The organism is Persephonella sp., assembly GCF_027023985.1.
Lineage (GTDB): Bacteria > Aquificota > Aquificia > Aquificales > Hydrogenothermaceae > Persephonella_A.
In genome coordinates, this window is record NZ_JALVTW010000033.1 from 1 (window position 1) to 22,367 (window position 22,367).

Sequence of the window (22,367 nt, forward strand, 5' to 3'; positions counted from 1 at the left end):
CTCTACACATCTCAAGCTTCGTTTTCGGGAAATTGTTTTTGTATATATGTGTTTCAAAAACTTGTTGTGCCTGGGCGGCAATTGCCAGCCCAAGCAAAAAGAATGTAAAAGTTTTCATGATTATCTCCTTTTCACTATATGTTGATAAGTTTCGCTATCTTGGAAATGTGGAAACTCTTTGAAGTGTTTCCAGTTTCCACCCCATTCTAAGCCTATTTCTTTTGCTATTTGTCCAAGTGCTTTATAGGCTTCTTTGTTGCTCCAGTCAGGCTTTCCGCCGCTCAAAGGGACACAGTCAAAGGCTACCCCATATTGGTGATAACTTTGCCAGCCTCTTGCATTTGTCACTATCCGGTTTGCTTCTTTTTCTGATAGAGGATACAATCCGAGTTTTTTCCTTTCTTCATTTAGTTCAGAAACAGTAATTCCAAATTCTCTTAATCTGCCCTGTTTGTATAGTATCCCTTGTTCTTCGGGGCTTCTGTAAGTGCAATAAATAAGAACTTCTATGCCATTCTTTTTTGCAAGTTCCAAAAATTCTCTTGCTTTTTGCTGAGTAATTGGATGCAGGTCTTCTATTCTTCTACTTGCCATGGCTACTCCCCGCTTGGTAATGGTGCTGTTTGTATAGACTGGTCAAATATTTGTTGTTCAATTGCTTTCATATCAAGTGAAAGGAGTTTGTCAAGTGTCGCAATCACCTGTAAATCGTTGTTTATCCAATCCCAAATCAGACTGTCATATGCATACCACCAGTTCTCCAAGTCTTGAGCTTCTGTCCCCTCTTCTTCACCACTCTTTTCTTTTTGTGCACAGAACTGGATATCAGCGAGATCGTTGTAATCGTATTCGTCGCAAATCTTTTGAAACCTTTGTTTTTCAAACTGCAGTATCTCTTTCCTTTTCTGCTCTTTGATTTTTTGAAAAACGCAATTTTCATCAACCTCAAATGTTTCCATGTTGATACAATCGTTTGGGACATATTCAGGAATTGGTTTATTTCCTTCTGTGAGCCATTTTTGAAACTCTTGAAAATCTCTGTTTGCAGGGTCTTTGGGTATCGCTTTATTTTCTTTGAGATTTAGTATTGTTTGTCCTTTATCTTGATACATTTCAAACCTCCTTACAATTCTGCGTCGGCTGTGAAGTGCCAAGAATATAAATGTCCTTGTGTAAGAACGTTATCCGCATACCAGTAAATTTGACGTTCATTTGTTTCTATACCTATTAGCAATCCAGATATTGTCGCATTTGCATCAATATCAGTAATCTGTCCCTGAACACCACTACCACGAGAATATACCGTGATTGTCGGTATTGTTCTCATTGTTGTAGGGAAATGAACATATCTATCGTAGAAATCGTATCCAGACATTGCATGGGAAGTAAAAGCACCAGCTGGATTTGACGGGTCATAATGTGGATACATAGAAGAAAAATAATATCTCATACACCTCAATAATTGCACATCATATGGAACATACTCAAAATCAGTTCCTGTATCAGATTCTTCAACTTGGACATACGCAAGCTCAATGAAATCTCCTACATCGACAGTAGTGTCTTGTATAGTAGAACCATCATTTCCCACTTTGATTCCAAAGAGTTCTACAAATTCAAGAGTCAAAGTATCAATTCCTGCTACGGTCAAATCAAGTGTGTATGTCCACTCAAGTTTTGTCCAAACATTAGGAGAAACATTAAAGTCTTGTCTATAAAGTATTAGATGCTGATTTTGGTCTTTCGCTGTTACATATAGCTGAACAATTGATTTGTTTGTTTTTACCCAGCAAGAAACTGTATATTGTTTTTTATCAAACAAGTGATAATTGTCTTTTGTAATCTCAACCCTTTGAGCGATACCTGTTATTCTATTTGCTACATTTGTATCAACTTGAGTGATTTCATGATGATAAATGTTCCCAGAAAACTCAGACCCTGTATAAGTTCTTTTTTCTATCAGCTTCCCCAGTATGCCGACAGGTGATGCAGACCAATCAAGAAACCTATCTGCACAATACTGTGAATTTCCTGTATTGAAAGAAGTCCCCCTCTGCCATATTGTGAAATCGCCATTGATTATGAGATTCTTGAAATTTATCCCGTTCAGCTTCGCAAAATTTACGCTATCTCTTATATCTGCATGAGCAGATGTATTTGTATTGTGATTGTTTATTGCTGTGGAAATCTGCCCTGGTATGTTGTGTGAGGTCTGGTCTGAATTGTGAGCAGTTATCTCATCATTTACATATTTTCTGCTTGCAAGCACTATCGCTGGGTCTATTTTGAGTTGAACTGAATCTACATTCTCAACCTCCATAATAAAGCGTATATACATATCATTTCCAGCACCTTGAGAAAGAACTGGTTTATATGTCTCTGGATAGTTTCCAATAGCTATCAAATTCCCGCTATCATCAAATATTCCTATTTCTCTGATTGTGAAACCTCCCTGGTCTGCAGGAATAATTCCTTCTACGATTATCCAGTTTGGATTGTCTGAGTCAGTAGTTATTCTGTTTATCTGTGCCCTGTAAACTTCATTTTCGAGAGCTGTTTGAGTTTCGTTCGGTGCGTAATAACTGCCATTTCCGTCTCCTACTGCAAACTCTGTAATGTTGACAGCTGTTCCGCTTGCCTGTGCGTTTGCAAGTGCTTGTTTTCCGTATGAAGTTAGTATCGTATAGTAATTCTCATTTGTAGCCATTTATAGCCTCCTATGCTGCTTGATGAGGGTAAATTGTTGTTGTGTGAACTGCTTGATATCCAATAGCCCTATAATCCCCAAAATTGGTTTGAATTTCTTTAACCTGATATGGATAAACTGTCATGTCGTGTCCAGAAAGAGCAGCTGTCGCTCTGTTTTGTTTGAAGTCTGAGGTGAGGTAGATAATCAGTTTTTCTAAAACCTCATGTGTAGGTTTGATTTTTGGTAGAAGCTCTGAAATTAGTGAAAATTTTTCCTCAGATATTCCATTCCTTACATCTGCTTCTACCCTGAACTCTGCCCATCTATTTGGATCTGTTTGTAAAACAGGTGTTATTTTTACATTTTCAAAGCCATATAAAGCTAAAATTTCTTTAATTCCTTTTACCGTTCCTGCTTTCTTATACCACGGTATCGTGTTTATAACTCTGTTTCTAAATTCTTCTTCTGTTTCAGATTTGAATTTGCTAAAGCCTCTTTCTTTACCAAGCAGGTATAAAGCATTTGAATTTGCAAATTGAGGAAATTTCTGCCTTCTTACCTTAAATGCATGTTGCCTAAAGTTTTCAATATTTACTTCCCAGGACTGATAAAGTTTATAAACATCTCTTTCTATTTTTTCTTTATTTCCTGTTTTAAAGCTTGCAGGAGAAATCTCCCAAAGCCAGTCTGCAATCATTATGCGATGCTACCCCATTCAATTGGTTGTAAAAGAACAAGTGTAATTTCTACATCAACTTTTTCATCACCTTCTGCTGCTTTTGTTTTTGGATTGTCCATTTTCACAGACGGTAGTTTATCGGTAACTGCCACATTAAACTCATCATCAAGATAAGAAATGGTTATAGGGAAAGGGGCTATCTGGGAAACTCTCTGTTTACCTTGAGACCTGACCCATTCCATTAATATGTTAAATCCGGTTCTTGTAAGGGTAATTTTTCCTGAACCTTCCCATTTACCTTTTGTCCAGCCGATAGGAATGTTTCCTCTGCCGTATCTTGCTTTTATGTTCTCTTTATCTTCATAATCAATTGCTACTATGTGGTCTTTTAGTATTTGAGGTGCATCGTCTATCCCTATTTCAACAGAGCTCCAGTCGTACTCTTTTCCATTGATTAATACATTAGCCATTTTTATTAACCTCCTATTTCAAGAAGTGGATTTTCAAAGGATTGATGTATTTCAATCCAGTCCATGTGCGGAGTTGGAATTGATTTTGTGTACACATTTAGTTCTCTTGATGCCCAGATATCCTGACCTTCCGGTATATATACCCTGTACCCGTATAGTTCTTTTCTGTCATACATTCCAACTTTTAACGCATGTTCTATTTTTGCCTTCAGTTCCTGAACTGTAGGTGACTTTGTAGGTTTCACAGGATTTGAAGGATCCTGGTTGTTTGGTGGAAGTATCTCACCTTTCAGGTACTTCATTACTGCTTTTCTGGATAGTTTTGCAGCCTTATCAGCTGCCCTTCTTGCATACATAAAGTGGTAATCAGAAGTTGGGTCGTTCATTGCAACAGGGTTTGTAACGTAGTATCCTGCATATCCATCATAGGTTCTTATAGTTATGAATCCTGCCTGGTCAAGTGTGTATATATGGGAATATGTAAGACCGTCTGGAAGCGAAACAAGATTTTTAATAGGAAATGCTCCAACTTCCCCAATGTCCTGAGAAACTTTAGCTCTTGAAATAAGTCCCATTATAGAACCAAGACCATTCCTGTGTCCCTGATTTCCTTTTATGTTTGTAAATGTTGCATAAGCGGCAACAACAAAAGTTCTTAAAGCTGTAAATCCAGACCATTCATTGATTAGATTAGTTACATATGTATCGAAATCAGGCTCAACCGTGGTATCCGGATTTTTATCTCTTGCTTCCACAATTGCCCAGACATATATGTGTCTTGATACAAGGGAAGAAAGATAAGACTCTATTGATGTTGCAAGAGTTTTATCTACTGGTGTTAAAACCGCTATGTATTCAAAAAGGGCGTCTCCATTTACAAGAGATTGTTCTACTGCTGTTTCTATTGCAGTAAGTATATCTGCAGAAGTGTTAGAAGCTGCAGATATTGCATATACTATTCCCTGTCCATTTGAAACGGCATCAAGCAGTTTATCTGCAAAAGCACCACCAAACAGCTCAATAGCTTTCTCATAATCATTAGGCAGGAACAGTCTATAAACCTGATTTGCTGTTGCAGTTCCTGAAGTATCCTTGATACCGACTGCTATTGCTATTCCATCTCCGGTAGCCGGTATTCGTCCTAACGCACCATCATAAAATAGAACATCAACATCGGGTAATGCTGACTTTTGTCCTTCTACTCTAATCATTATTTATTGCCTCCTTTCTTTTTAGTTACTAATGCCCCAGTGGCGATATTTTCACCCACTTCTTCTTGGGGTTTTTTTGACAAATCAGGAATTTCATGGCTTTTGCTTTTTAAAAAAGCATCCATCATTTCTTTGAAACGATTTTCTGAGATTTCATCATCATCTTTGATATTGAAAGCTACTTTCATACCTTCAAAAATGTGCATTCTGTTTTTTAGAACGATTTCTCTTTCTTTTTCTCCATGTTTGATTTTTGCTTTCTTAATTAAAAGTTTTTCTGCTATCTCTTTTGCTTTCATGAGAATGTAACCTCCGTATTAACTGATATTTTGGGATATTCTTTGTCTAAAACTGATATACCTTTTACTGTTAAGATAGCCCTATATTTGTTTATTCCTTGTTTGTCCGTTTCTTCCTGGAATTCAAATGGGGTTATGGATAGTTCCAGCTGCTCTCCATTTGAATCTGTTTTATATGGATTGTTTAAAATCAAAGAAACAATCTGGTCTAAAAGATTAATCTGGCTTTCAGGAATCTGAGCATTAAGTTCAAATGTGTAGATAAAATCATCAATTTTATATCTGATTGTTATTCCTGTATCTGTTTCAGTAGTTTTCCATCTTTTTCTGTTTCTTTTGATGCTTTGACCTGCAAACTCAACTACCAGCAATGGAATGGTGGAATGTTGCCCATATCCTTTATGGGCTTTTGTCGTATTAATAATCTGCGAAAAGTCAGCTACTAACATATTTAAAATCTCTTGGCTGCCTGGCATTTTAATCATGTAAAAAAGATAGAATGTGAAAAGGGCAAAAGTTAGGACAGGTTGGACAGGTAGAAGATTAGTAGTAAAGGCTTACAAGTTTGACCACTTCTTCAAATGGAATTCTTTTGTTTTTGTCTTCCAGTGTTAGTATTTGACCTTCCATTATCCTATGATGGATAGTTGAACGGGATATACCGGTTATTTTTGAAACTTCTCTAATAGAATATGACGCTTTAACTTCACCGAACTTTTCTATGCTTTTTTGTTTAACCCAGCTTTCATAATCTATAATTACCTGTCTCTGGAGGTTCAGTTTTTCCTTTAGCTTTCTGTTTATTTTTGCTAATTCTTCATTTAATTCTTGCTTTTTTCTTATGAGACTTAAAATTTCTTCCTGGATTAAATTTCCTTCTTTTGCAGGAATTTTTATTCCCATTTTAGCCCTCAGGTTATGTTTTTTGTGAATCTACATTATTTATTGATGGTGTATCAAGTTGTTTTGGAATTTATGTGGTTGAGCATTAGTACTGAATTTCCAGCTTTTGTGAGCTCCATGGAGTAGAATCTACTATTTTTACTTCTCCTGAAGACTTTTCAAATCCACTGATAGCCATTTCAAGTGCATCCGGAAGGTCATCATGGGATCCTTTCGGAAACTCTACAAGTTGATCTATCAATAACTTTTGATTTTCTTTGAATTTGATTAGCCCATTTTCTATAAGTGGGCTTAATTTTTGTATTCTTACTTCTTTCTGGATTGTAGATTTTATAGGTTTTATAGGTAAATGAATTCCTTGCTTAGAAGCTTCTCTCATTATTGTGTTTTTATATAGTTCTTGAAAAACTTGTGATTCAAAAATTATTTTCCTTGGTTTATATATCAGGTACTTCTCAATTATTTTGTTGGCAAATTTTAAGTCCGATATTTTCTCTCCATAGGCATCTAAAACATAATAAATGCCTGTGTCAAAGTCTTTGGCCACTGTTACTATGGCTGAATAGTCTCCTGTTTTCTTTCCTGTTGCTGGGTCTATTCCCATTATGATGTCAAGCCTTTTGCTGTGTATCTCAATCGGCTGGTAATATTCAATCCAGGAAAGTTTGAATATCATGTCTTCTTCTGATAGGGGTTCATTTAGATACTCTGTTGAGAAATGAACAGAACCTAAAGCTCTTTTCTTTTTTTCTAAATCTTCAATAGACCACATTTCTTTCCAAAGCGGCGTTCCATCTTCAAGTATTGCAGAAAATCTTAAACCTAACCAGTTTTTGAGTTTTTCTTCTTCTATTTCTTTTAAAAGCCTTGAGGGCAGGTCATCTGAATGAAATATTGTATTTACCACAACCACAAAAGCATTTTTACCAAGTGCCATTACTACTCTTTTAAACCATCTATAAAGCTTTTCCCTCTGTGCCGGTGAGTTTGCTAAATCGTCCTTCATAATATCGTCTGCTATGACCAAATCCGGTCTGTGCTGTCTGTATCTAATACCTCTCATTGAAGCTCCTGCACCTTTTGAGGCTATAGCAGAGCCGTTTTTAAGGGTTATAAAGTCTGATTTCCATTTATCCCCTTGCTGTTCTCCAAAGTCGTTTATCAGCTTTTCATTTTCCTCAAGCTCTGCTTTTATGTTTTCTAAAAACAGGTTTGCCATTTCTTGAGATGCTGACATAAGAAGGATAAACTTGGATTTGCCGGTCAGAACCCGCCATAATGGGTAAGCAAGGCTCATTCTGGTTGATTTTGCGTGTTCCCTTGGCTCTACATCAACCAATCCTTCAAGTTTGTGAACCGGCTTTAAAAGGTTGTGATATTTGGGTTTAATGTATTTTTTGAGCTGGTTAACCTGGTGGCTGTCTATTTTTTCTGTGTTTATTATCTCAACTAATATTTTGTGATACTCTGCAGGCTCACTGCTGAAATAGTGAGGTAAATAGTAAGAACAAAAAAACCAGAAATCATTTTTTGCTTTTTCTATCCTTGCTTGTTTTTCAGGATCCTGCTGTTGGGATTGCTCTTTTACTTTTTTTAAAGCTCTTTTTATACCTTCTTTTTTATAACTCATCTTGAAGCCTGTTTATTATTTTTTCCCGAAGCTGTTTATCTTCTACCACTTCAATTAATACTTTTGTGATTTTTTCAAACATCTTTTCTGTGTGTTGTATTAGCTGTGTTTTTGTTTTTTCAACGTAAGCAGTTGAACGGGAAAGATTTGCTGAAGCATTTATAAGAGATAAAAGCTTGTCAATCTTTTTTTCTTCTATTTCTCCTTTTTCCTGCCATTCTGCAAATAGCTCCATAAGCAAGCCATTTGTAAGCAGTGCAATATTTTGGGACTGGGTCATAAGGTCAAAATCTTCATCTGAAAGCAAGCCAGCTTGTTTTAGTTCCAGTAGTGGTTTTACTCTCTGTATAAATCTATGGATTGATGTTCTTGAAGCCTGAGCATTAGGAAATTTTATTTTCAGCTCCTGTTCTATTTCAGCTATTGTTTTACCTTCTGCATACATTTTTGCAACTTCCTTTTTTAAGTGCGGCTGCTTATCAAAATTGTGTTTTCTCGGCATAATTAAATCTCCAGATCAATGTTTGCATCTATAAATTCTTTTTTAAGTAGTGCTTTTCCTTTAGGTGTAATCCTGAATTTCATCGCATCATCAAGTATTGGATGATTGCTTTTTGGTTCTATATAGTGCTTGTTGACAAGGTATCTTATGTTTACGTTCATCAAATGATGTCTGTCTGGAAATAAATGCCAGTCATAAAGAAGCCCCTCAATAAATGCAATAGTTAATCCTTCATTCCCCATTTTGTCTAAAAATTTCAAGATTAAAGCGTTTATCTGCTTATCCACTTTTTCCATTTCTTATCTCCATAATAAGTTTTTTAATTTCTTCAAATTCCCTTTCCATTTTTGCTTCTGTTTTATTGTGATATGCAAGCCATTCATCTCTTTTCAGATATTTGTCTGCTATCTCTTCTCTCAGCTTGTAATGTTTTTCCTGGAGATCCTCCAGTCTTTTGTTGTGATTATCCTGTAATTTGGAAAGGTCGGCTTTCAAACTTCGTGTAAACCAAACTAATGCTCCAACTGTCCCAATCAGCTGTCCAATACTAATTGCTACTTGCCATTCTGACATTTGATTTCCTCCAGATATCTCTTCAGGGGTAATACTATGTATGGTTCTTGTCTATTAGCTTTGATAACTAATTTGTCTGCTCCATCAAATAGATTTAAAACCGAAAACTGCTTTCGTGCTTTTACTTGAATAGAACCTATTCCTTTGACTTGTAAATCTGCTTTCCCAAAAGAACCTGCTGAACGAACAGTTTCAAATCCAGCCTCTTCAAAAATTTTTTTAACTTCTCTTTCTACTCTTGAGCCTTTTGCTTTTGCTTTCATTATTTGACCTATTAAGTTTAATTTTGATTAAAAGATAAAACACACCAGTGTGTAGTGTTAGGACAGGTTGGACAAATAAAGGATTTATACTGTTGTTGTATCTGTATCTGCTGAAGGCGGCAGAGGCTTTTGCTTTGCCCAGTCTTCAAAGGCAAGGATTGTTTTGCCTTCCATTCTTTCCTTTTCATACTTGACCAGCAGCTTTCTGCAGTATTCGTCTGTTGACTGGGCTGTACATGTTTTTGTTTTGCTGGTGTTTTTTTTGGAAAAACCTGTTGTGCTTGCAGTTGTATCTGCGGAAGTTTTTTTCTCTTTCTTTTCTTCAGGAAGTTTTGTTTCAATTAGTTGAACTGTAGCTTCAATTCCGGTATCAACTTCCATAGACCTAAAATTATAAAACTGAACTTTCTGGATACCTCTTGCTCTGCAGTGTTTATCTATGATTGTCCAGACGACAGGTCTTCCATTTTTTAGTCTCTTAAAAGCTTTCTCAATTTGTTTAACCTTGTCAAATGCTGAAATATCTTCTTCATCTGCAAGGGAGAAAGTTATGTCTATGTATGCCGGTTCATAACCCTGATAAATTCTCGTTAAAGAGCTGTTTCCTTCCCCTGTGTTGTCTTCATATTTTATATTTTTGTAAACCTCAACTCCGGTATTATCTACCGGAAGAATTATCTCATTACCGTCTTCATCAATCAGTTTTACTACTTTGTTTTCCATTTGCTATACCACCTGCAGTGTTAAGCTTTGAAGAGTTGGAAGTTCATTAGGGTTTACCGTTATGTCAGATGTCGGATTGTTTATGTTTGCTTTTTCTACTCCTTCTATTTCCATGAGAACATAGTAAATAGTGGAAAGAACAACGCTTTTTCCTATGGTAAATCTCCTGCTTTCATAGTCAAAAATTATATCTTTGTAGTCTGGATTATACACAAAGAGAGCATGTATTCTTCTTTCTGCTTCAGCTTGAATTAATGCTTTATCTGGATAATCAGAATAAGATGTTATCGTTATATCTAAATCCACAGGCTTTTCTGTTGGACTTTTTACCTGTATATCTGCAGCTGGAGTTTTTATATCATCTATAACAGCCTGAACCTGCGAAATTAAATCTGCCGTCGGCATTCCAGAAGAAGAAACTATGTATATATCAGCTGTTCCCTGTCCTCTTGGATGCTGGTTATCAATATAGCAGTCAACTACACCATCAACAGATAAAGTGTGAAATCTATAATAATCATCTGTAAAGATAGACTTTGTAGCCCATACGAGAAGAATTCTATTTCTAAGACTTTCGTCTGATTCTTCATCTGTTCCTTCTTCAATGAGCCAGTCAGCTGGATTATATATCTCATCAATACCAGATATATATGTTGTCAGGGTATTTATCATTCCCTCTCCCACATTGTATTTTGCTCCAGGTTCTTCAGCTTCTATTTGGACAGAAGTTTCTGCCTGTCCATCTATTAGCACTTTTTCCTCAATGGTTATAAACTTAAGCTCTTCTCCAAAGATATTGGGAGCAGTTTTTACTATAGTTCCTTTTGGGATAAGTACATTTCCTGATATATCTGTTCTTCTGAAAAGAAGATATCCTTTTGCTTTTTTTGCTGGTTTTCTTGTTATTCCAAATGTAGCTGCATGGGTATCAAGCCATTTTCCCTTGGCAGTCATCACAAACATATTTGGAACGATGTGTTCTTTCACAAGGTCGTACAACTGTTTTATGGCTTCTGAATTAACCTCAAGGAGTGTTCTGTAAGCTCCACCAACATTGTAGTTTGTTATTTTAGGGTTTTTCTGTCTTGATAAAGCAATAGATTCTTGTAGTAGTTGTTCAAATGTCGGATAATCCAGTAAACTGTCTAAAGTCTGTTTATAGTCCATTTTTTATCCCTCTATTGTTTTTGAAACTTTTATGTATATGTCCTGACTATCTCTATCCAAATCAATAATCAAATTGATAGGCGTGTCATACTCTACTGTTTCAACTATTACTTTTATTACAAATGTTCTCATATCTATATACTCTCTGACAGCTGTTGCTTCCAAAATCCTTGGATCCTTTTCAAGTTCTGTTTCAATAAGTGTCAGTATTTCAAGTTCTACCTCCTCTGACCACTGAGCCTTAAGATATTTATAAAGGTCTATTCCGTAATCTGGATGCCTGAAGTGTGAACCTTTTACTGTTTTGAGTCTATTAATAATATCCTGAATGAGGCAATATTTATCGTTTACAGTTGTTATATCTCCTGTCGGCAAAACCTGAAAATCTCCATTAATGCAGTAGATATCTGTTCCAAAATCCATTTTCGCCCTCTATATAGTTTGGTTTGGTGTTCCTGTTGTTCCTCCGCTATCTCCCGGATGAGTATGAGAATTGTATGTATCCCTTAGCTGAGATAGTGTTCCTTTTGTTCCTCCCAAATCTGCTATTTGCCCATTGGATGTGATGTTTCCTGTTGTTAGGAGATTTCCGGTTATCTGCACATCTCCGGTTAGAAAAAATCCCGAAGGTGCTGTTAGCTCTACTTTTTTATATGACCCTGACCACAGGTTTGAAACATTTTCCGTTTTGTTGTTGCCAACCTGTTTTATCTCATCTTTTGGAACGTTTATCTGAAGGTTATCCTTCCCATGTTGTGGAATAGATTTTCTGAAAGGAAGAATTCCATCTATGACTGGATAGGACAGACATCCATACAGGAATGACACTTTTACTATTGCTCCTTTTTCAGGAAGGAAAAATATTCCCCTGTTATTTCCAAACCCTATCCCAAGAATTGGAACATCTGGAATAACAAGCTCTGAATCTTTAAAGTCTCCACCCTCTGTAAGTTCTATTAGTCTTACATCAGCTGAATACAGGCAGTTCAGAAAATCAGATTTACCTGCCACTTCATAAACTTTTTCTACCTTTCCTAATACTGGCGGAGTAGGAATAGATACTGTCTTCTCTATTAAGCTTTTAATTTCTTCAATCTGTTTTTCAATCATAAGAAAAAGATATATTAGGGGAGGGTAGAGGATTAGGACAGGTTGGACAAGTTAACTAAATAAAGTGACTTTCTTTCGATCTATTTGTTTTTTCCCTCTTAATAGTATTACTTCAACTTCCTTATTGCTTTTTTCATAATCTGCCTCATCTATCCTAATGCGAGGAATAGTTATAAGTATTGATTGCTTTGTTTCTTTTATTTTTATAACAAGCTTATTATTTTCTCTATTAGATTCGTATGGGAGGTTTATTTCATTTGTTATGACAACTTCAAATCTACTATCAAAATGTAGTTCTAACTGATCATCTTTTTTTAAGTTTTCACAAAAAATCAATAGTGGTGATTCGAATATTAATACATATCCATTCCTTGTATTCTCCTTTTTAGGATGTCGATTTAAAGTTTTGACATTTAATGAAGAATCGGATGAAAATAACTTATTTCTAATAATATACATTATGTATAATAACAACAAGAAATTAAAAGTCAACAAATATAGAGACAAAAATTCAAAATACTTTCTATTGTTATTTATAAATGTAAAAATTACATTTTTAACACTACCATTAAAAAATAAAATAACTGGCAAACCTATTACAAATAGAAAGATATAGGCAAGATTTTTATAAAAAAAGTTAATAATATTTTCTCTTAACTTATCAATATCAATCATCTTTGATTTCTAAAAAAGTATCAATATTTTCAGATATTAATTTTATGATTTCTTCTTTTTTGTTTTCTACATTACTGAATCTAAATGTTTCGCCTTCATAATATAGTATATGTATTTCATTTTCTATTTTTATTCTCAGTGCTAAGCTAACGATATTATGTGGGAACTCATCCGGATATTTTATATAACTCTTTAAAACTTTATGTAAATATTCTCTTTCTATCTCTTCAACGAAAAAGTTAATCTTATCGGTTAAGTCTCTAATTTCTAGATATGCAATTCTATCTATTAAATCTTTTTCAAAGAAAAAATCTATAATCTGTAAATCTAATTTAAACCTTCTTAAACCTTTTTGAGAAAATTTAAATGATGAAAGCAATTTATCTAATGCCACAAAATCATTAAAAGAAATAGTCAAAAAATTGTATTTTGGTGAAACATAAGAAACAGAAAAAATTTCTTCAGAGTATAACTGCTTTTCTTCCAAATTGGATATCAATAATTCTCTTTCGTTATTGCTCAATTTTCTTAGGTCATAAATTTCAAAATACAAAAAATCTACGGTGACCATAATCAATCACCACCTTTAATCTTTAAAATTTGAATAATTCTCTTTTATTATTTCCCCTATCCTTGCATTTACTTCATCACTATCATTATTGATAGCTTTTATTATCAATGTGTATGATTTTTTATATATAGTTGCCAACTCTGACGGTTTTAATTTAGTATCTGGAATACCTATTTTCAACATGCCATCGTGAAATTCTATATTAATCTTTGTTGTACGCTTATAGTTAGAACCCAAGGAAAATCTTGATTCAAATCTAACTCCTGTTATAGAAGCTCCTCTTTCCATTATAAATTCCCAGAGCGTCGGATCTTCCCAAGGATCTCCTTTGAAAATAGCATTTTTTATGTGACCTCTCTCGTTTTCAACGTCTATTCTATTAATACGTTCAACAGAAAATTCATTTAGAAGAGTTATAAAAAAAGCTGTTTTGTCTGATACAAGATTTTGTTTATATGATGGATTAATACTTGTTTTATTCTTAATGTGCATATCAATAAAATTTTGAGCAAAAGTCTTTTTGGTAGTAATTATTAAAAAGAAATCTTGGTCTGCGTTTCCTCTATTCAATTTTATACCGTGCACGATTTGTTCATCTTTTTCTATTCTTGGAACATTATGTGCATCAATTATAGGTTTAAATCTTACTTCTTTTCTATAATACGCATTTTCCTCAAGTTCAGAAAGTTCATCTTTTAATTTAAACTTTTCATGGAAGCCAGCTTCAAGTTTGCTTTTATTATCGAAATCTTCACCAGTTGCTAAATATGAACTAAATCCAAGAGATGATCCAGAAAGAATTTCTACGATTGATAAAAACTCTTCTTCAGAAAAATTTTCATCTATTTTTAATATCTCATCGATAATATCCAACTTTTTATTCCTTAATAGTTCTTTCAATTTGTATTTTCTTCCCAAGTTTTTCAATCTATCTTCTAATATGGAAACCAATATAGCTTTTGTAAGTTTCTCTAGAATTTTTATTTTTTCTTCTTTCTCAAATGAATTAAAGTCCTCAACCTGAGCTTTAAATGATTCCATCATTTTTATCCCCCATAGATTTTAAATTAAATAACCTTCCCACAAAACGGATCTAAATATCCTTTATAAGTTCTGCATTGTTCTATAAACCAGCTTTCTAAATTCTTGTTCTTTTTTACTACTTGAAGATTATTCATAATAATTGCATGTATAACTCTTCCATTTGTATTCTGTTTATATACTCCCAAAACTTGATGTGGGAAATACTGCAGTCTGAAAATAAACTTGTCTCCATTATAAACATCTATATAAAACCAATTAGGTTGATTGGAAACCTTTGAAATTTCTTGAGTTAGATTTTTGAAGCCTAATGCATAGTCCATGAATGTTGCTTTCTCAAAGAAATGTATCTCTATTACTTTAAAATTATTATCAAAAGTTTTAATATTTACTTTCTCAGCGGATACCATATAAGGATGTTGTTGTAAAATCTGTAGAACTTCCTCAAATTTCTTGTTCTTTATTTGCTTAGTTTTTTCTATAGCAACTTTCGGTTCTTCTTTTTTTTCTGGAGTTAAAGCATCAACTATAAACAAAGCAATAAATAATCCTATGGAAATGAAAACAGGAACTTTTTTTGGTTTTTTCTTGATAAAAGCATAAGTAAGATACCCCAGAGATATAAAAAATAAAGTGCTTAATAGTCCCTGTAAAATCTCCATTTTCTTCCCCTCTATGTTTTAAGCCTTATTTACAATTTGCTTAAATTTACCAGTATCCTGCCTATGATTTTTATTTCTGACTGCTGGTCTTCTGTTATTTCAATATCGTTATATTCCGGGTTGTCTGATTTGAAAATAAGCTTATTGCCTTTTCTATCTCTTTTGAATCTTTTTACAAATAATTCGTTTTCTATACGGAACACATACACAGAACCTTCCAGCAAGAACGGTTCAAATTCCCAGAACCTTCCTACCAGGTAATCTCCCGGTTTTATAGTCGGATACATAGAATCTCCGTAAGCTTGTATCATAAAAAGTCCATTTCCAGAAGATATGCCAAGTATAGCCTGTGCAAAAAGTTTGTCTATTTGAATTGGCTTTGGTTCTGATTCAACAGCTTCTATTCCTTCTCCGGCTGAGGCATATATATCATAATAAGAAACTTGTAGGTAATTTCCTTTTGCTACCGCTGGAGCTTCCGTGAACATCTCCCCTACCCCTTTTTTAAGCCACTCCTCGTTGACGTTAAATTCTTTTGCAATGAGTTTCAAGGTGCTTTCGTCGGGGGTTCTCCTTCCTGCTTCATATTCTTGAATAGCCCTAAAACTCTTTCCTATCTTTTCGGCAAATTCCTTCTGAGATAAACCTAACATCTTTCTAAGCTCTTTTATCCTTTGTCCTATATTATTCATTTCTTTTTGTTTCAATCATTATTCCATTTTGCAAATTTTCAATTTGGAATATTATCCACACAAAGGCACACAAAAAGTGTTGACATATTCACATTGTGAATATATACTTATTTACAACCACATAAACGGAGGCTAAATAAATGTCAACCACAGGTAATATTAAACAGGAAAAAAGAAGTAAAGACAAGGTAATTTTAGAGCTCTACCAAGCAGGTTTCACTATCAGACAAATATCAAATATTTTGCAACTTTCAAAAACTTCTGTATTCAGAGCAATCAAAAAGGATAGTTCCAAAAAGGGAGTAGAAGATGGAAAAGGCAATTAAATTCTTAATTTACTCACTTGCTATATCGATTTTAGTATTGTCGCTTTCGATAGAAAAAAATAGGACTCTTGAAATAGCTTTAGGAATAGCTATCACTGCTGGATTTATTTTCAGCTATTTGGCAATAGCAAAAATCTGCTCAAGCAAAAATAAAAAACAAAATGGCAACGATAATAAGGAGCTGTGAGATGTCTAAAGTAGCTTTGGAAGTTTCTTTTAAGCCTCTCTTTTCGGCAGAAACAGCAATTAAAGCAAAAACTGCAGAAAAAAGCAAACATACAAAACCAATAATGATGCCAGAGTTATTCAAAAGAAATTCTTTGCTCACTTTAAGCACTAAAAAAACTAACTTAACTTCCATACAAAAACCATACTCCAAAACCTTTCCTTTCTTTAGGACAGGTTGGACAAATACACTCCAAGGAGGCTCAAGGTGAAAACCATTGATATACAAAAGCAGATAAAAAAATACGGAAAAGTGAATTTCGTTAAAGGGGAACTACTCAAAAGAGGATACTCACTCAAAGATTTTGCCCGTAATGTGCTTGGAATTCACGAAAACTTCCTGTATCAAATGCTCTACAAAGATGCACGCTCAAAGAGAATAGCAAAACAGATAGAAGATTTTTTAGAAGTTCCGAGAGGTTCGCTTTTTCCTTACCTTCTGGAGCCTGTGGAAAATTCCAAAGAAAAATCTGAGGACAAATAAAAATGGAAGCAGGCTTTTTTCTTATAGGTCTTGCAATTCTGATTTTAGCTTTGAACGCAGAAGATTTAATCAAAGCTTTTAGATGCAAAGATAAATCAAAAGGAGGTAACAAGTAATGGCACACGCTAACTTTGGATGGGTTTACAAAAGGTTCATCAAAAGGGTAAATCCTCTGATTTTTCAGGTAAGAGCTGGCATTTCTCACAAGACTGTTTACAGCTGGGCTCAAGATGCAGACAATCCATACTACCGCAGAGATCCTCTTTCAAAAGCTGTTGACATTTTAGACATTCTCAAAGACGAAACACCAGAACTATTCCAACAGGTTCTACAAGAACTACTCAGAAGATACGGCTATGTTCCAGTAAAACAAGAAAATCCTTCTGAAGATGTAAAACTCTCCAGGCTAATGAAGGAGCTCAACGATGTTCCCCTAACAGAAGTAAACATCATGGAAGATGGAAGGATAACAAAAGAAGAACTACTTCAGCTCTTAAACGAAATTGATGAAGCCCTTGCAGTTCTCAATGAAAAAAGAGCAATTGTCAGACAAAAAGTAATAAGTCTCAGGGAGGAATATTGAGATGGAAGAAAAATTAACAGCTCTATTTTTCATGTTACTTTCTTTTTCAATTCTTATTTTTGGTCATCTGGCTTTCAGAATAACAAAGCTAATTTACACCATCCAGGATATCTTTGGACTGAGAGGGAAACCAAATCGCAAACTTACTGCTATAGAAAATACTATTACAGCGGGGGAATTGATATTAATAACAGGTATAGCCATTGCATTTTTGCATATGCCCGAGGTGGCAGGATTTTTGATTTTCACTGGGTTTTTGATGGTAGTAGTTCCTCTTAGCTATCTCTGGTATTTAGAAATCTTTTCTGAATTTCAAAAATTAAAGAAAAACAAAGAGGAGAATTAAAATGTTTGAAGTTTTTGCATTTAGCATAATAGGTTCGCTAATTATTACTTCTGCATTCGTTATTTACATGAAATTGCTCCAGTTGGAAATGCTCATAAATAAACAGGAACACCATAAACAGGAGAATACAAACAATGGTGAAGATAATGAGGCATAAAAACCAGAAGAAAAAATTAGAGGATTTATCTTTGAATAAAGCTCTTTGCACATTAAATTTTGCGGTAATTCTTACTATTTCTAAAAACATATATATCAAAGCCCCAAACAATAATCCAAGTTCCATATCAAAACCATACTTCAAACCATTCCAACTATTTAGGACAGGTTGGACAAATACACTCCAAGGAGGGTTAAGCAGATGATAGTAAAACTACCTATAAACAAAATCATAATTCCTCAAGGGCTACTCCCAAGAATTTTTGGAGTAAATGAGGAAAAAGTAGAAGAATACGCAGAAGCTATGGAAAATGGGGCAGAGTTCCCACCTATAAAAGTTTGGGAAAAGTTAGACGGGACCTATCAGGTAATAGATGGAGTTCACAGGATATCAGCTTACAGAAAACTTGGAAAAGAGTATATAGAAGCTGAAATAATTCAGGGCATTGAAGATGAAGTTGCATTTATGGAATGGGCTATCAGAGAAAACCTCAAACACGGTTTACCACTCTCCAGAGAGGACAAAAGGGAAGATGCAAGAAGGCTATACATAAAGGGTAGAAAACCTGAGAGTATAGCAAGGCTTTTCAAAGTATCACTGAGAACTGTTTACAACTGGATAGGAGATTTGAAAGAAGAAGAAAAACTTGAAAAAGAAAAACTGAAACAAAAGGCTTTAGAGCTTTACAGGGAAGGTTATACACAAGGGGAAATTGCAAAAGAATTAGGGGTCGAACAAGGAACTATTTCTAAATGGTTAAGAAATTATTCCACTTTGAAAGATTTCAAAACGGAATATCAACCCACCCAAGAAGAACCCTCTTATGAAGAGGAAGTAGAAGAATACGACGGAAGCTGGGACGACTGGAACGAAGAAGAGGAAACAGAAGAGGAGCAAGTAGCCGAGGAACCAAAAGCAAAACCCAAAAAAGAATCTTCAAAAGAAGAAAAGAAACTCTTACACCCAAATCACATACTTGAAAGAGATAAAAACGCAATCTGGGATGCAGTTATAGAAATAGAGTTTCATTTTGGAGAAGAAAAAGCTTTAGAAGTTTTAGAAGAGATCTACTTCGCTTACAAAGAGAGAAAGCACAAAGGATTAACCATTTACAAAGATAGAAGAGCTCTGTTTATATACAACCAAAAAAGAGGAAACTAAAAATGGATAAGAACAAAATCCTCCAGCTCTATACCCAAGGCTTTTCAATAAGACAGATAGCAAAAATTACAGGAATAAGCAAATCAACAGTTCACAGAATTGTAAGCGGGGATGTAGGAAAAGAGAGAAAAAGAGGAGAGAAAAACCTCCAGATTTACAAATCTATGTCAGAGTCCACAAAAAACAAGCTTAGAACCCTATTAACCTTCCGCACAGAAGAAAAGGGAATTAGCAGAGTTTTGTCTTATTCCCAGATATACGAGCATATCAGGATTAATCTCCTTGCAGATAATATCAAGCTTGGCAAGAAAGCATTTTATGAATTTTTAGACTACTTCATCATAAGAGAATTTGGCTCTCAAGAAAACCTTGAAAAACAAAGAAGACTCAAAAAAGAGATGGCAAAATTTGTCCAGTCCAGAGGAACCGTAAAAAGAGAAGTTGGTCTGTGGGAGATAGATGCGACTGGCTATCAGTGGAATGGGAAAAATTACTCAATCATGCAGGTTATTGATACCTTCACCGGTTATGTATTCCCGGCAATGATTGTTGAAAACAAAGAGAAAAACGCAAAGCACTACAACAAAGCCTTTAATTCTCTTGATGTTGCTTACTACCTGATGACACTTTTTATCCAGTATGGAGTTCCAAAAGCCATAAAATCTGACAATGATAAGATTATCAAAAACGATTACATCATAAATGCTTTAAAACATCTGAACATTAATTACCGGAACACAAAATCCGGAAAACCATCATCAAAAATTATAGAGGGATTTTTCAAGAATCTGAAACTCACTGCCAGAACCATCAGAGCAACCGGTTTTGAGGGAAGTATGGAAGATTTATGGCATCTATCAATTGAACACTTCAACAAAGAATCTCATAACTTTAAACACATACAGGGAGCATTTTCACCACTGGAGTTGGTCAGCTCATACGGACTTGGAACAAAACAGGTGGATGAAGAAACCATCAGAATGGCATTCGCCGAAAAATTTGAAAGAAAAGTTAGCAACAACCAGATACAGATAGACAACTTAATATACGAATTCATTCACCACAAAGTAGAAACAGACCTTGGAAGAAAAAGAGAAAATCTTGCAGTTGTATGTTTGAGAGACATTGAAAATATCACAAATCTTTTCGTTTATTCTCACGAAACAGGAGAATACTTGGGAGTTGCCAAACTTATAAGCCAGCCAATACACCTTGACGCAGTATCGCAAAAACAAGCAGTTCAAAAACAAAAAAGAGTTCAGAAAAGAGTTCAAAAACTTGAAGCAGAAAAAACAATGCTTGAAGTAGAAGCAGTCCAGGAGGATCCTCACAAGGTAGAAATATCCACAGAACCACTATACGAACAGCTTCAAGAAAACCTTATCAATGAAGAAGAACATCAAGAACCAGAAGAAGAAAACATATTAGAAAAACTTTTAATGGAGGAAGATTGAAATGCAAGTGAAAACACACGCTTTTGAAGAGCTTGAAAAAGTTGTATTAATGCTCAGGAAAACAATAAAAGACAACAAGCAAGGGCTTGCAGTAGTGTCTGCAAACTACGGAGTAGGAAAAACAGAAGCAGCAAAAATGCTTTCAAAACAGTATCACGACGTTTTTTACATGAAAGTATCACAAACACTTGACACACCTTCAAAGTTTACAAGAGAACTTGCAAGAGTATTAGGCTCTGCAATCTCCAGAAGCTATCAAGAAACACTTGAATTTTTATCAACATACCTTGAAGCAACAGGACAAAGCCCGATAGTAATTTTAGACGAAGCTCAAAGGCTCTTGTCAAAAAGAACCTTAATGGGAGAAATAAAAGACGTATTTGAAGAGTTTCCAATCAGGTTTGCACTTCTTGGAGACCTTGACCTTTTAAAACACATGGGAAAATATCCAGCATTAAACAAAAGAGTAATAATCAGAAAATCCCTTGCTCCAATATCAGAAAAAACAGTTAGACAGCTTGCAGACCACTACAAAATAAGAACAGATGAAAACCTTCTAAAAATAGCAAAGCAGAGAAACTGGACAACAATAGAAATTGACAGGCTTCTATACTACGCAAAAGGAATGAAGCTTGAACAATTGTCAGAAAAAGAAATCAAAAAATTAATAAAAGCAGTAGAGGTATCAATATGAAAAACACAATCTGGTCTTTCATGGTCAAAAGAAAAGTTTTTACACCTAAAGACATAGTGAAAGACCTTGAAGGAACAAAATACAGGTATCTGGGAAAAGCATTTTTAAGAAATAAAGTAAAAGACTTCATAAAACAACAGCTCTATAAAGCAACCATAACAGCAGTAGCAGAGGGGATATTTGCCCTAAAAGATTACGCTCCAGACTGGGAGAAATACATAGAAAAAAGAAAATGTGCAGTCTGCAACAAAGACTTTGTTCCATTTGAAGAAAAACAGATTTTCTGTTCACAGGCATGCAAAAAAGAATACTACAAGCTGTATCACAGGGCTAAAAGACATCGTGGAAAGAAAAGTAGAAAATTCCAGACCTGGCAGGAATGGGAAGAGCAAAGACTAATAGAGGTTTTCAAACCTGACAATTACAGATTTAACAGACAAAAAGCACAACAGCTCTCCAAAGAACTCGGCAGAACTGAAGAAGCTATCAAAGAAAGATTGAAAATCATCAGAAGAAGATTAAGAGGGGTTGCGTTATGAGACACGAAACAATCCTTAAAAGACTTATAGAGATAAGAAATGCTAAGTCGGGCAAAGAAGCAAAAGCAAAACTGGACAAACTCATAAAAGGACTGCAGATATACCTTGAAGACAAACAGAAAGACAAAGTTGACATAAGACACCTCATGGGCTGGTATCTGAACCTATGGAACAATGAACCACCAGAAAAGCTTATGAGTGTGAAATATCAGGCAATCATCGGAAAACACTTAAAGGAACTTGTAAAAATCTACCAGCAAAACAACGAATCCATAGAACAGTTAAAAGCAGATTATGAAAAATTCAAAGAGACACAGAGAAAAGGCTCCAAAGGGATAACACAGTTCAGAGCTTTACTTCCTGCAATAAAGAAATCCCAAAAAACCCAAAAGAAAAAATGGACATCCCCGGAAAACGAGAGAGGATTGGACTATTACCTGAAAGCCATTGAGCAGGAAGAAGAAGAGTCAGATTTAAGCATTTCAAATGATTTAGATGACATTGAAGACATTCCATATTAAAAGGAGGCTTTAAAATG

36 protein-coding genes are annotated in these 22,367 nt (G+C 34.8%); 13 read left to right on the top strand and 23 right to left on the bottom strand.

Annotated features, from left to right (window positions below):
- Window positions 1-120: 120 nt before the first annotated feature.
- The 23 genes from MVE07_RS08060 to MVE07_RS08170 form a co-directional block, all read right to left on the bottom strand.
- Entirely contained in the window at window positions 121-594 is a 474-nt protein-coding gene (locus MVE07_RS08060; RefSeq protein WP_297456137.1) for a M15 family metallopeptidase, read from the bottom strand.
- Between the two features lie 2 nt (window positions 595-596).
- The gene (locus MVE07_RS08065) at window positions 597-1,112 is read right to left on the bottom strand and encodes a hypothetical protein (RefSeq protein WP_297456139.1); all 516 of its coding nucleotides are present in this window, start codon (window positions 1,110-1,112) and stop codon (window positions 597-599) included.
- 11 nt (window positions 1,113-1,123) lie between these two features.
- On the bottom strand, window positions 1,124-2,707 hold the full coding sequence (locus MVE07_RS08070; RefSeq protein WP_297456141.1) for a phage tail protein: 1,584 nt from the start codon (window positions 2,705-2,707) through the stop codon (window positions 1,124-1,126).
- A 10-nt stretch (window positions 2,708-2,717) separates the two neighbouring features.
- Window positions 2,718-3,386 (bottom strand): phage tail protein, encoded by a 669-nt coding sequence (locus MVE07_RS08075; protein WP_297456143.1) that lies wholly within the window; start codon window positions 3,384-3,386, stop codon window positions 2,718-2,720.
- Window positions 3,386-3,838: a hypothetical protein gene (locus MVE07_RS08080; RefSeq protein ID WP_297456145.1), complete on the bottom strand. Its 453-nt coding sequence runs from the start codon at window positions 3,836-3,838 to the stop codon at window positions 3,386-3,388. The genes MVE07_RS08075 and MVE07_RS08080 overlap by 1 nt, the downstream gene beginning before the upstream one ends.
- Window positions 3,839-3,843: 5 nt before the next feature.
- Window positions 3,844-5,049, bottom strand: coding sequence for a DUF2586 family protein (locus tag MVE07_RS08085; RefSeq protein ID WP_297456147.1), 1,206 nt, complete (start codon window positions 5,047-5,049; stop codon window positions 3,844-3,846).
- Window positions 5,049-5,348, bottom strand: a complete 300-nt coding sequence (locus MVE07_RS08090; RefSeq protein WP_297456149.1) for a hypothetical protein — start codon at window positions 5,346-5,348, stop codon at window positions 5,049-5,051. Before MVE07_RS08090 ends, MVE07_RS08085 begins: the two co-directional genes overlap by 1 nt.
- Window positions 5,345-5,797 (bottom strand): hypothetical protein, encoded by a 453-nt coding sequence (locus MVE07_RS08095; RefSeq protein WP_297456151.1) that lies wholly within the window; start codon window positions 5,795-5,797, stop codon window positions 5,345-5,347. The genes MVE07_RS08090 and MVE07_RS08095 overlap by 4 nt, the downstream gene beginning before the upstream one ends.
- Before the next feature lie 94 nt (window positions 5,798-5,891).
- Window positions 5,892-6,251 (bottom strand): hypothetical protein, encoded by a 360-nt coding sequence (locus tag MVE07_RS08100; RefSeq protein ID WP_008289701.1) that lies wholly within the window; start codon window positions 6,249-6,251, stop codon window positions 5,892-5,894.
- 85 nt (window positions 6,252-6,336) lie between these two features.
- A complete protein-coding gene (terL, locus tag MVE07_RS08105; RefSeq protein WP_297456153.1) occupies window positions 6,337-7,881 on the bottom strand; it encodes a phage terminase large subunit in 1,545 nt (514 codons plus the stop codon).
- The gene (locus MVE07_RS08110) at window positions 7,871-8,383 is read right to left on the bottom strand and encodes a hypothetical protein (RefSeq protein ID WP_297456155.1); all 513 of its coding nucleotides are present in this window, start codon (window positions 8,381-8,383) and stop codon (window positions 7,871-7,873) included. Before MVE07_RS08110 ends, terL begins: the two co-directional genes overlap by 11 nt.
- A gap of 2 nt (window positions 8,384-8,385) precedes the next feature.
- Window positions 8,386-8,679, bottom strand: a complete 294-nt coding sequence (locus MVE07_RS08115; RefSeq protein WP_008288932.1) for a hypothetical protein — start codon at window positions 8,677-8,679, stop codon at window positions 8,386-8,388.
- A complete protein-coding gene (locus tag MVE07_RS08120; RefSeq protein WP_008288933.1) occupies window positions 8,663-8,956 on the bottom strand; it encodes a hypothetical protein in 294 nt (97 codons plus the stop codon). Before MVE07_RS08120 ends, MVE07_RS08115 begins: the two co-directional genes overlap by 17 nt.
- A complete protein-coding gene (locus tag MVE07_RS08125; RefSeq protein WP_008288934.1) occupies window positions 8,938-9,219 on the bottom strand; it encodes a Holliday junction DNA helicase in 282 nt (93 codons plus the stop codon). The genes MVE07_RS08120 and MVE07_RS08125 overlap by 19 nt, the downstream gene beginning before the upstream one ends.
- A gap of 84 nt (window positions 9,220-9,303) precedes the next feature.
- A complete protein-coding gene (locus MVE07_RS08130; RefSeq protein WP_297456160.1) occupies window positions 9,304-9,942 on the bottom strand; it encodes a hypothetical protein in 639 nt (212 codons plus the stop codon).
- A gap of 3 nt (window positions 9,943-9,945) precedes the next feature.
- Window positions 9,946-11,109 (bottom strand): baseplate J/gp47 family protein, encoded by a 1,164-nt coding sequence (locus tag MVE07_RS08135; protein WP_297456162.1) that lies wholly within the window; start codon window positions 11,107-11,109, stop codon window positions 9,946-9,948.
- Between the two features lie 3 nt (window positions 11,110-11,112).
- Window positions 11,113-11,532, bottom strand: coding sequence for a hypothetical protein (locus tag MVE07_RS08140; protein ID WP_297456164.1), 420 nt, complete (start codon window positions 11,530-11,532; stop codon window positions 11,113-11,115).
- Window positions 11,533-11,541: 9 nt separating this feature from the next.
- On the bottom strand, window positions 11,542-12,219 hold the full coding sequence (locus MVE07_RS08145) for a hypothetical protein (protein ID WP_008289314.1): 678 nt from the start codon (window positions 12,217-12,219) through the stop codon (window positions 11,542-11,544).
- Window positions 12,220-12,270: 51 nt separating this feature from the next.
- The gene (locus tag MVE07_RS08150) at window positions 12,271-12,894 is read right to left on the bottom strand and encodes a hypothetical protein (protein ID WP_297456166.1); all 624 of its coding nucleotides are present in this window, start codon (window positions 12,892-12,894) and stop codon (window positions 12,271-12,273) included.
- On the bottom strand, window positions 12,887-13,465 hold the full coding sequence (locus MVE07_RS08155) for a hypothetical protein (RefSeq protein ID WP_297456168.1): 579 nt from the start codon (window positions 13,463-13,465) through the stop codon (window positions 12,887-12,889). Before MVE07_RS08155 ends, MVE07_RS08150 begins: the two co-directional genes overlap by 8 nt.
- 15 nt (window positions 13,466-13,480) lie before the next feature.
- Window positions 13,481-14,509, bottom strand: a complete 1,029-nt coding sequence (locus tag MVE07_RS08160) for a hypothetical protein (protein ID WP_297456170.1) — start codon at window positions 14,507-14,509, stop codon at window positions 13,481-13,483.
- 23 nt (window positions 14,510-14,532) lie between these two features.
- Complete coding sequence (locus tag MVE07_RS08165) at window positions 14,533-15,168, bottom strand: hypothetical protein (RefSeq protein WP_297456172.1); 636 nt, start codon at window positions 15,166-15,168, stop codon at window positions 14,533-14,535.
- 29 nt (window positions 15,169-15,197) lie between these two features.
- A complete protein-coding gene (locus tag MVE07_RS08170) occupies window positions 15,198-15,860 on the bottom strand; it encodes a S24 family peptidase (protein ID WP_297456176.1) in 663 nt (220 codons plus the stop codon).
- Between the two features lie 140 nt (window positions 15,861-16,000).
- Between MVE07_RS08170 and MVE07_RS08175 the strand changes: the two genes are divergently transcribed.
- The 13 genes from MVE07_RS08175 (at window position 16,001) to MVE07_RS08235 (ending at window position 22,350) form a co-directional block, all read left to right on the top strand.
- Window positions 16,001-16,186 carry a helix-turn-helix domain-containing protein gene (locus MVE07_RS08175; protein ID WP_297456178.1) on the top strand — a complete coding sequence of 62 codons (186 nt, stop codon included), beginning with the start codon at window positions 16,001-16,003 and terminating at the stop codon, window positions 16,184-16,186.
- The gene (locus MVE07_RS08180) at window positions 16,170-16,373 is read left to right on the top strand and encodes a hypothetical protein (protein WP_297456180.1); all 204 of its coding nucleotides are present in this window, start codon (window positions 16,170-16,172) and stop codon (window positions 16,371-16,373) included. The genes MVE07_RS08175 and MVE07_RS08180 overlap by 17 nt, the downstream gene beginning before the upstream one ends.
- A 1-nt stretch (window position 16,374) precedes the next feature.
- Entirely contained in the window at window positions 16,375-16,623 is a 249-nt protein-coding gene (locus tag MVE07_RS08185) for a hypothetical protein (RefSeq protein WP_297456182.1), read from the top strand.
- Entirely contained in the window at window positions 16,620-16,895 is a 276-nt protein-coding gene (locus MVE07_RS08190; protein WP_297456184.1) for a hypothetical protein, read from the top strand. Before MVE07_RS08185 ends, MVE07_RS08190 begins: the two co-directional genes overlap by 4 nt.
- A 115-nt stretch (window positions 16,896-17,010) precedes the next feature.
- The gene (locus MVE07_RS08195) at window positions 17,011-17,478 is read left to right on the top strand and encodes a hypothetical protein (protein ID WP_297456186.1); all 468 of its coding nucleotides are present in this window, start codon (window positions 17,011-17,013) and stop codon (window positions 17,476-17,478) included.
- Between the two features lies 1 nt (window position 17,479).
- On the top strand, window positions 17,480-17,824 hold the full coding sequence (locus tag MVE07_RS08200) for a hypothetical protein (protein WP_297456188.1): 345 nt from the start codon (window positions 17,480-17,482) through the stop codon (window positions 17,822-17,824).
- A 1-nt stretch (window position 17,825) separates the two neighbouring features.
- A complete protein-coding gene (locus MVE07_RS08205; RefSeq protein ID WP_297456189.1) occupies window positions 17,826-17,981 on the top strand; it encodes a hypothetical protein in 156 nt (51 codons plus the stop codon).
- On the top strand, window positions 17,959-18,186 hold the full coding sequence (locus MVE07_RS08210) for a hypothetical protein (RefSeq protein WP_297456191.1): 228 nt from the start codon (window positions 17,959-17,961) through the stop codon (window positions 18,184-18,186). Before MVE07_RS08205 ends, MVE07_RS08210 begins: the two co-directional genes overlap by 23 nt.
- Window positions 18,183-19,142 (top strand): helix-turn-helix domain-containing protein, encoded by a 960-nt coding sequence (locus tag MVE07_RS08215; protein ID WP_297456193.1) that lies wholly within the window; start codon window positions 18,183-18,185, stop codon window positions 19,140-19,142. The genes MVE07_RS08210 and MVE07_RS08215 overlap by 4 nt, the downstream gene beginning before the upstream one ends.
- A 2-nt stretch (window positions 19,143-19,144) precedes the next feature.
- On the top strand, window positions 19,145-20,596 hold the full coding sequence (locus MVE07_RS08220) for a helix-turn-helix domain-containing protein (RefSeq protein ID WP_297456195.1): 1,452 nt from the start codon (window positions 19,145-19,147) through the stop codon (window positions 20,594-20,596).
- Window position 20,597: 1 nt separating this feature from the next.
- Window positions 20,598-21,290, top strand: a complete 693-nt coding sequence (locus MVE07_RS08225) for an AAA family ATPase (protein WP_297456197.1) — start codon at window positions 20,598-20,600, stop codon at window positions 21,288-21,290.
- Window positions 21,287-21,829, top strand: a complete 543-nt coding sequence (locus MVE07_RS08230) for a hypothetical protein (protein WP_297456199.1) — start codon at window positions 21,287-21,289, stop codon at window positions 21,827-21,829. Before MVE07_RS08225 ends, MVE07_RS08230 begins: the two co-directional genes overlap by 4 nt.
- A complete protein-coding gene (locus tag MVE07_RS08235) occupies window positions 21,826-22,350 on the top strand; it encodes a hypothetical protein (RefSeq protein WP_297456201.1) in 525 nt (174 codons plus the stop codon). The genes MVE07_RS08230 and MVE07_RS08235 overlap by 4 nt, the downstream gene beginning before the upstream one ends.
- The last annotated feature ends 17 nt before the right edge of the window (window positions 22,351-22,367 follow it).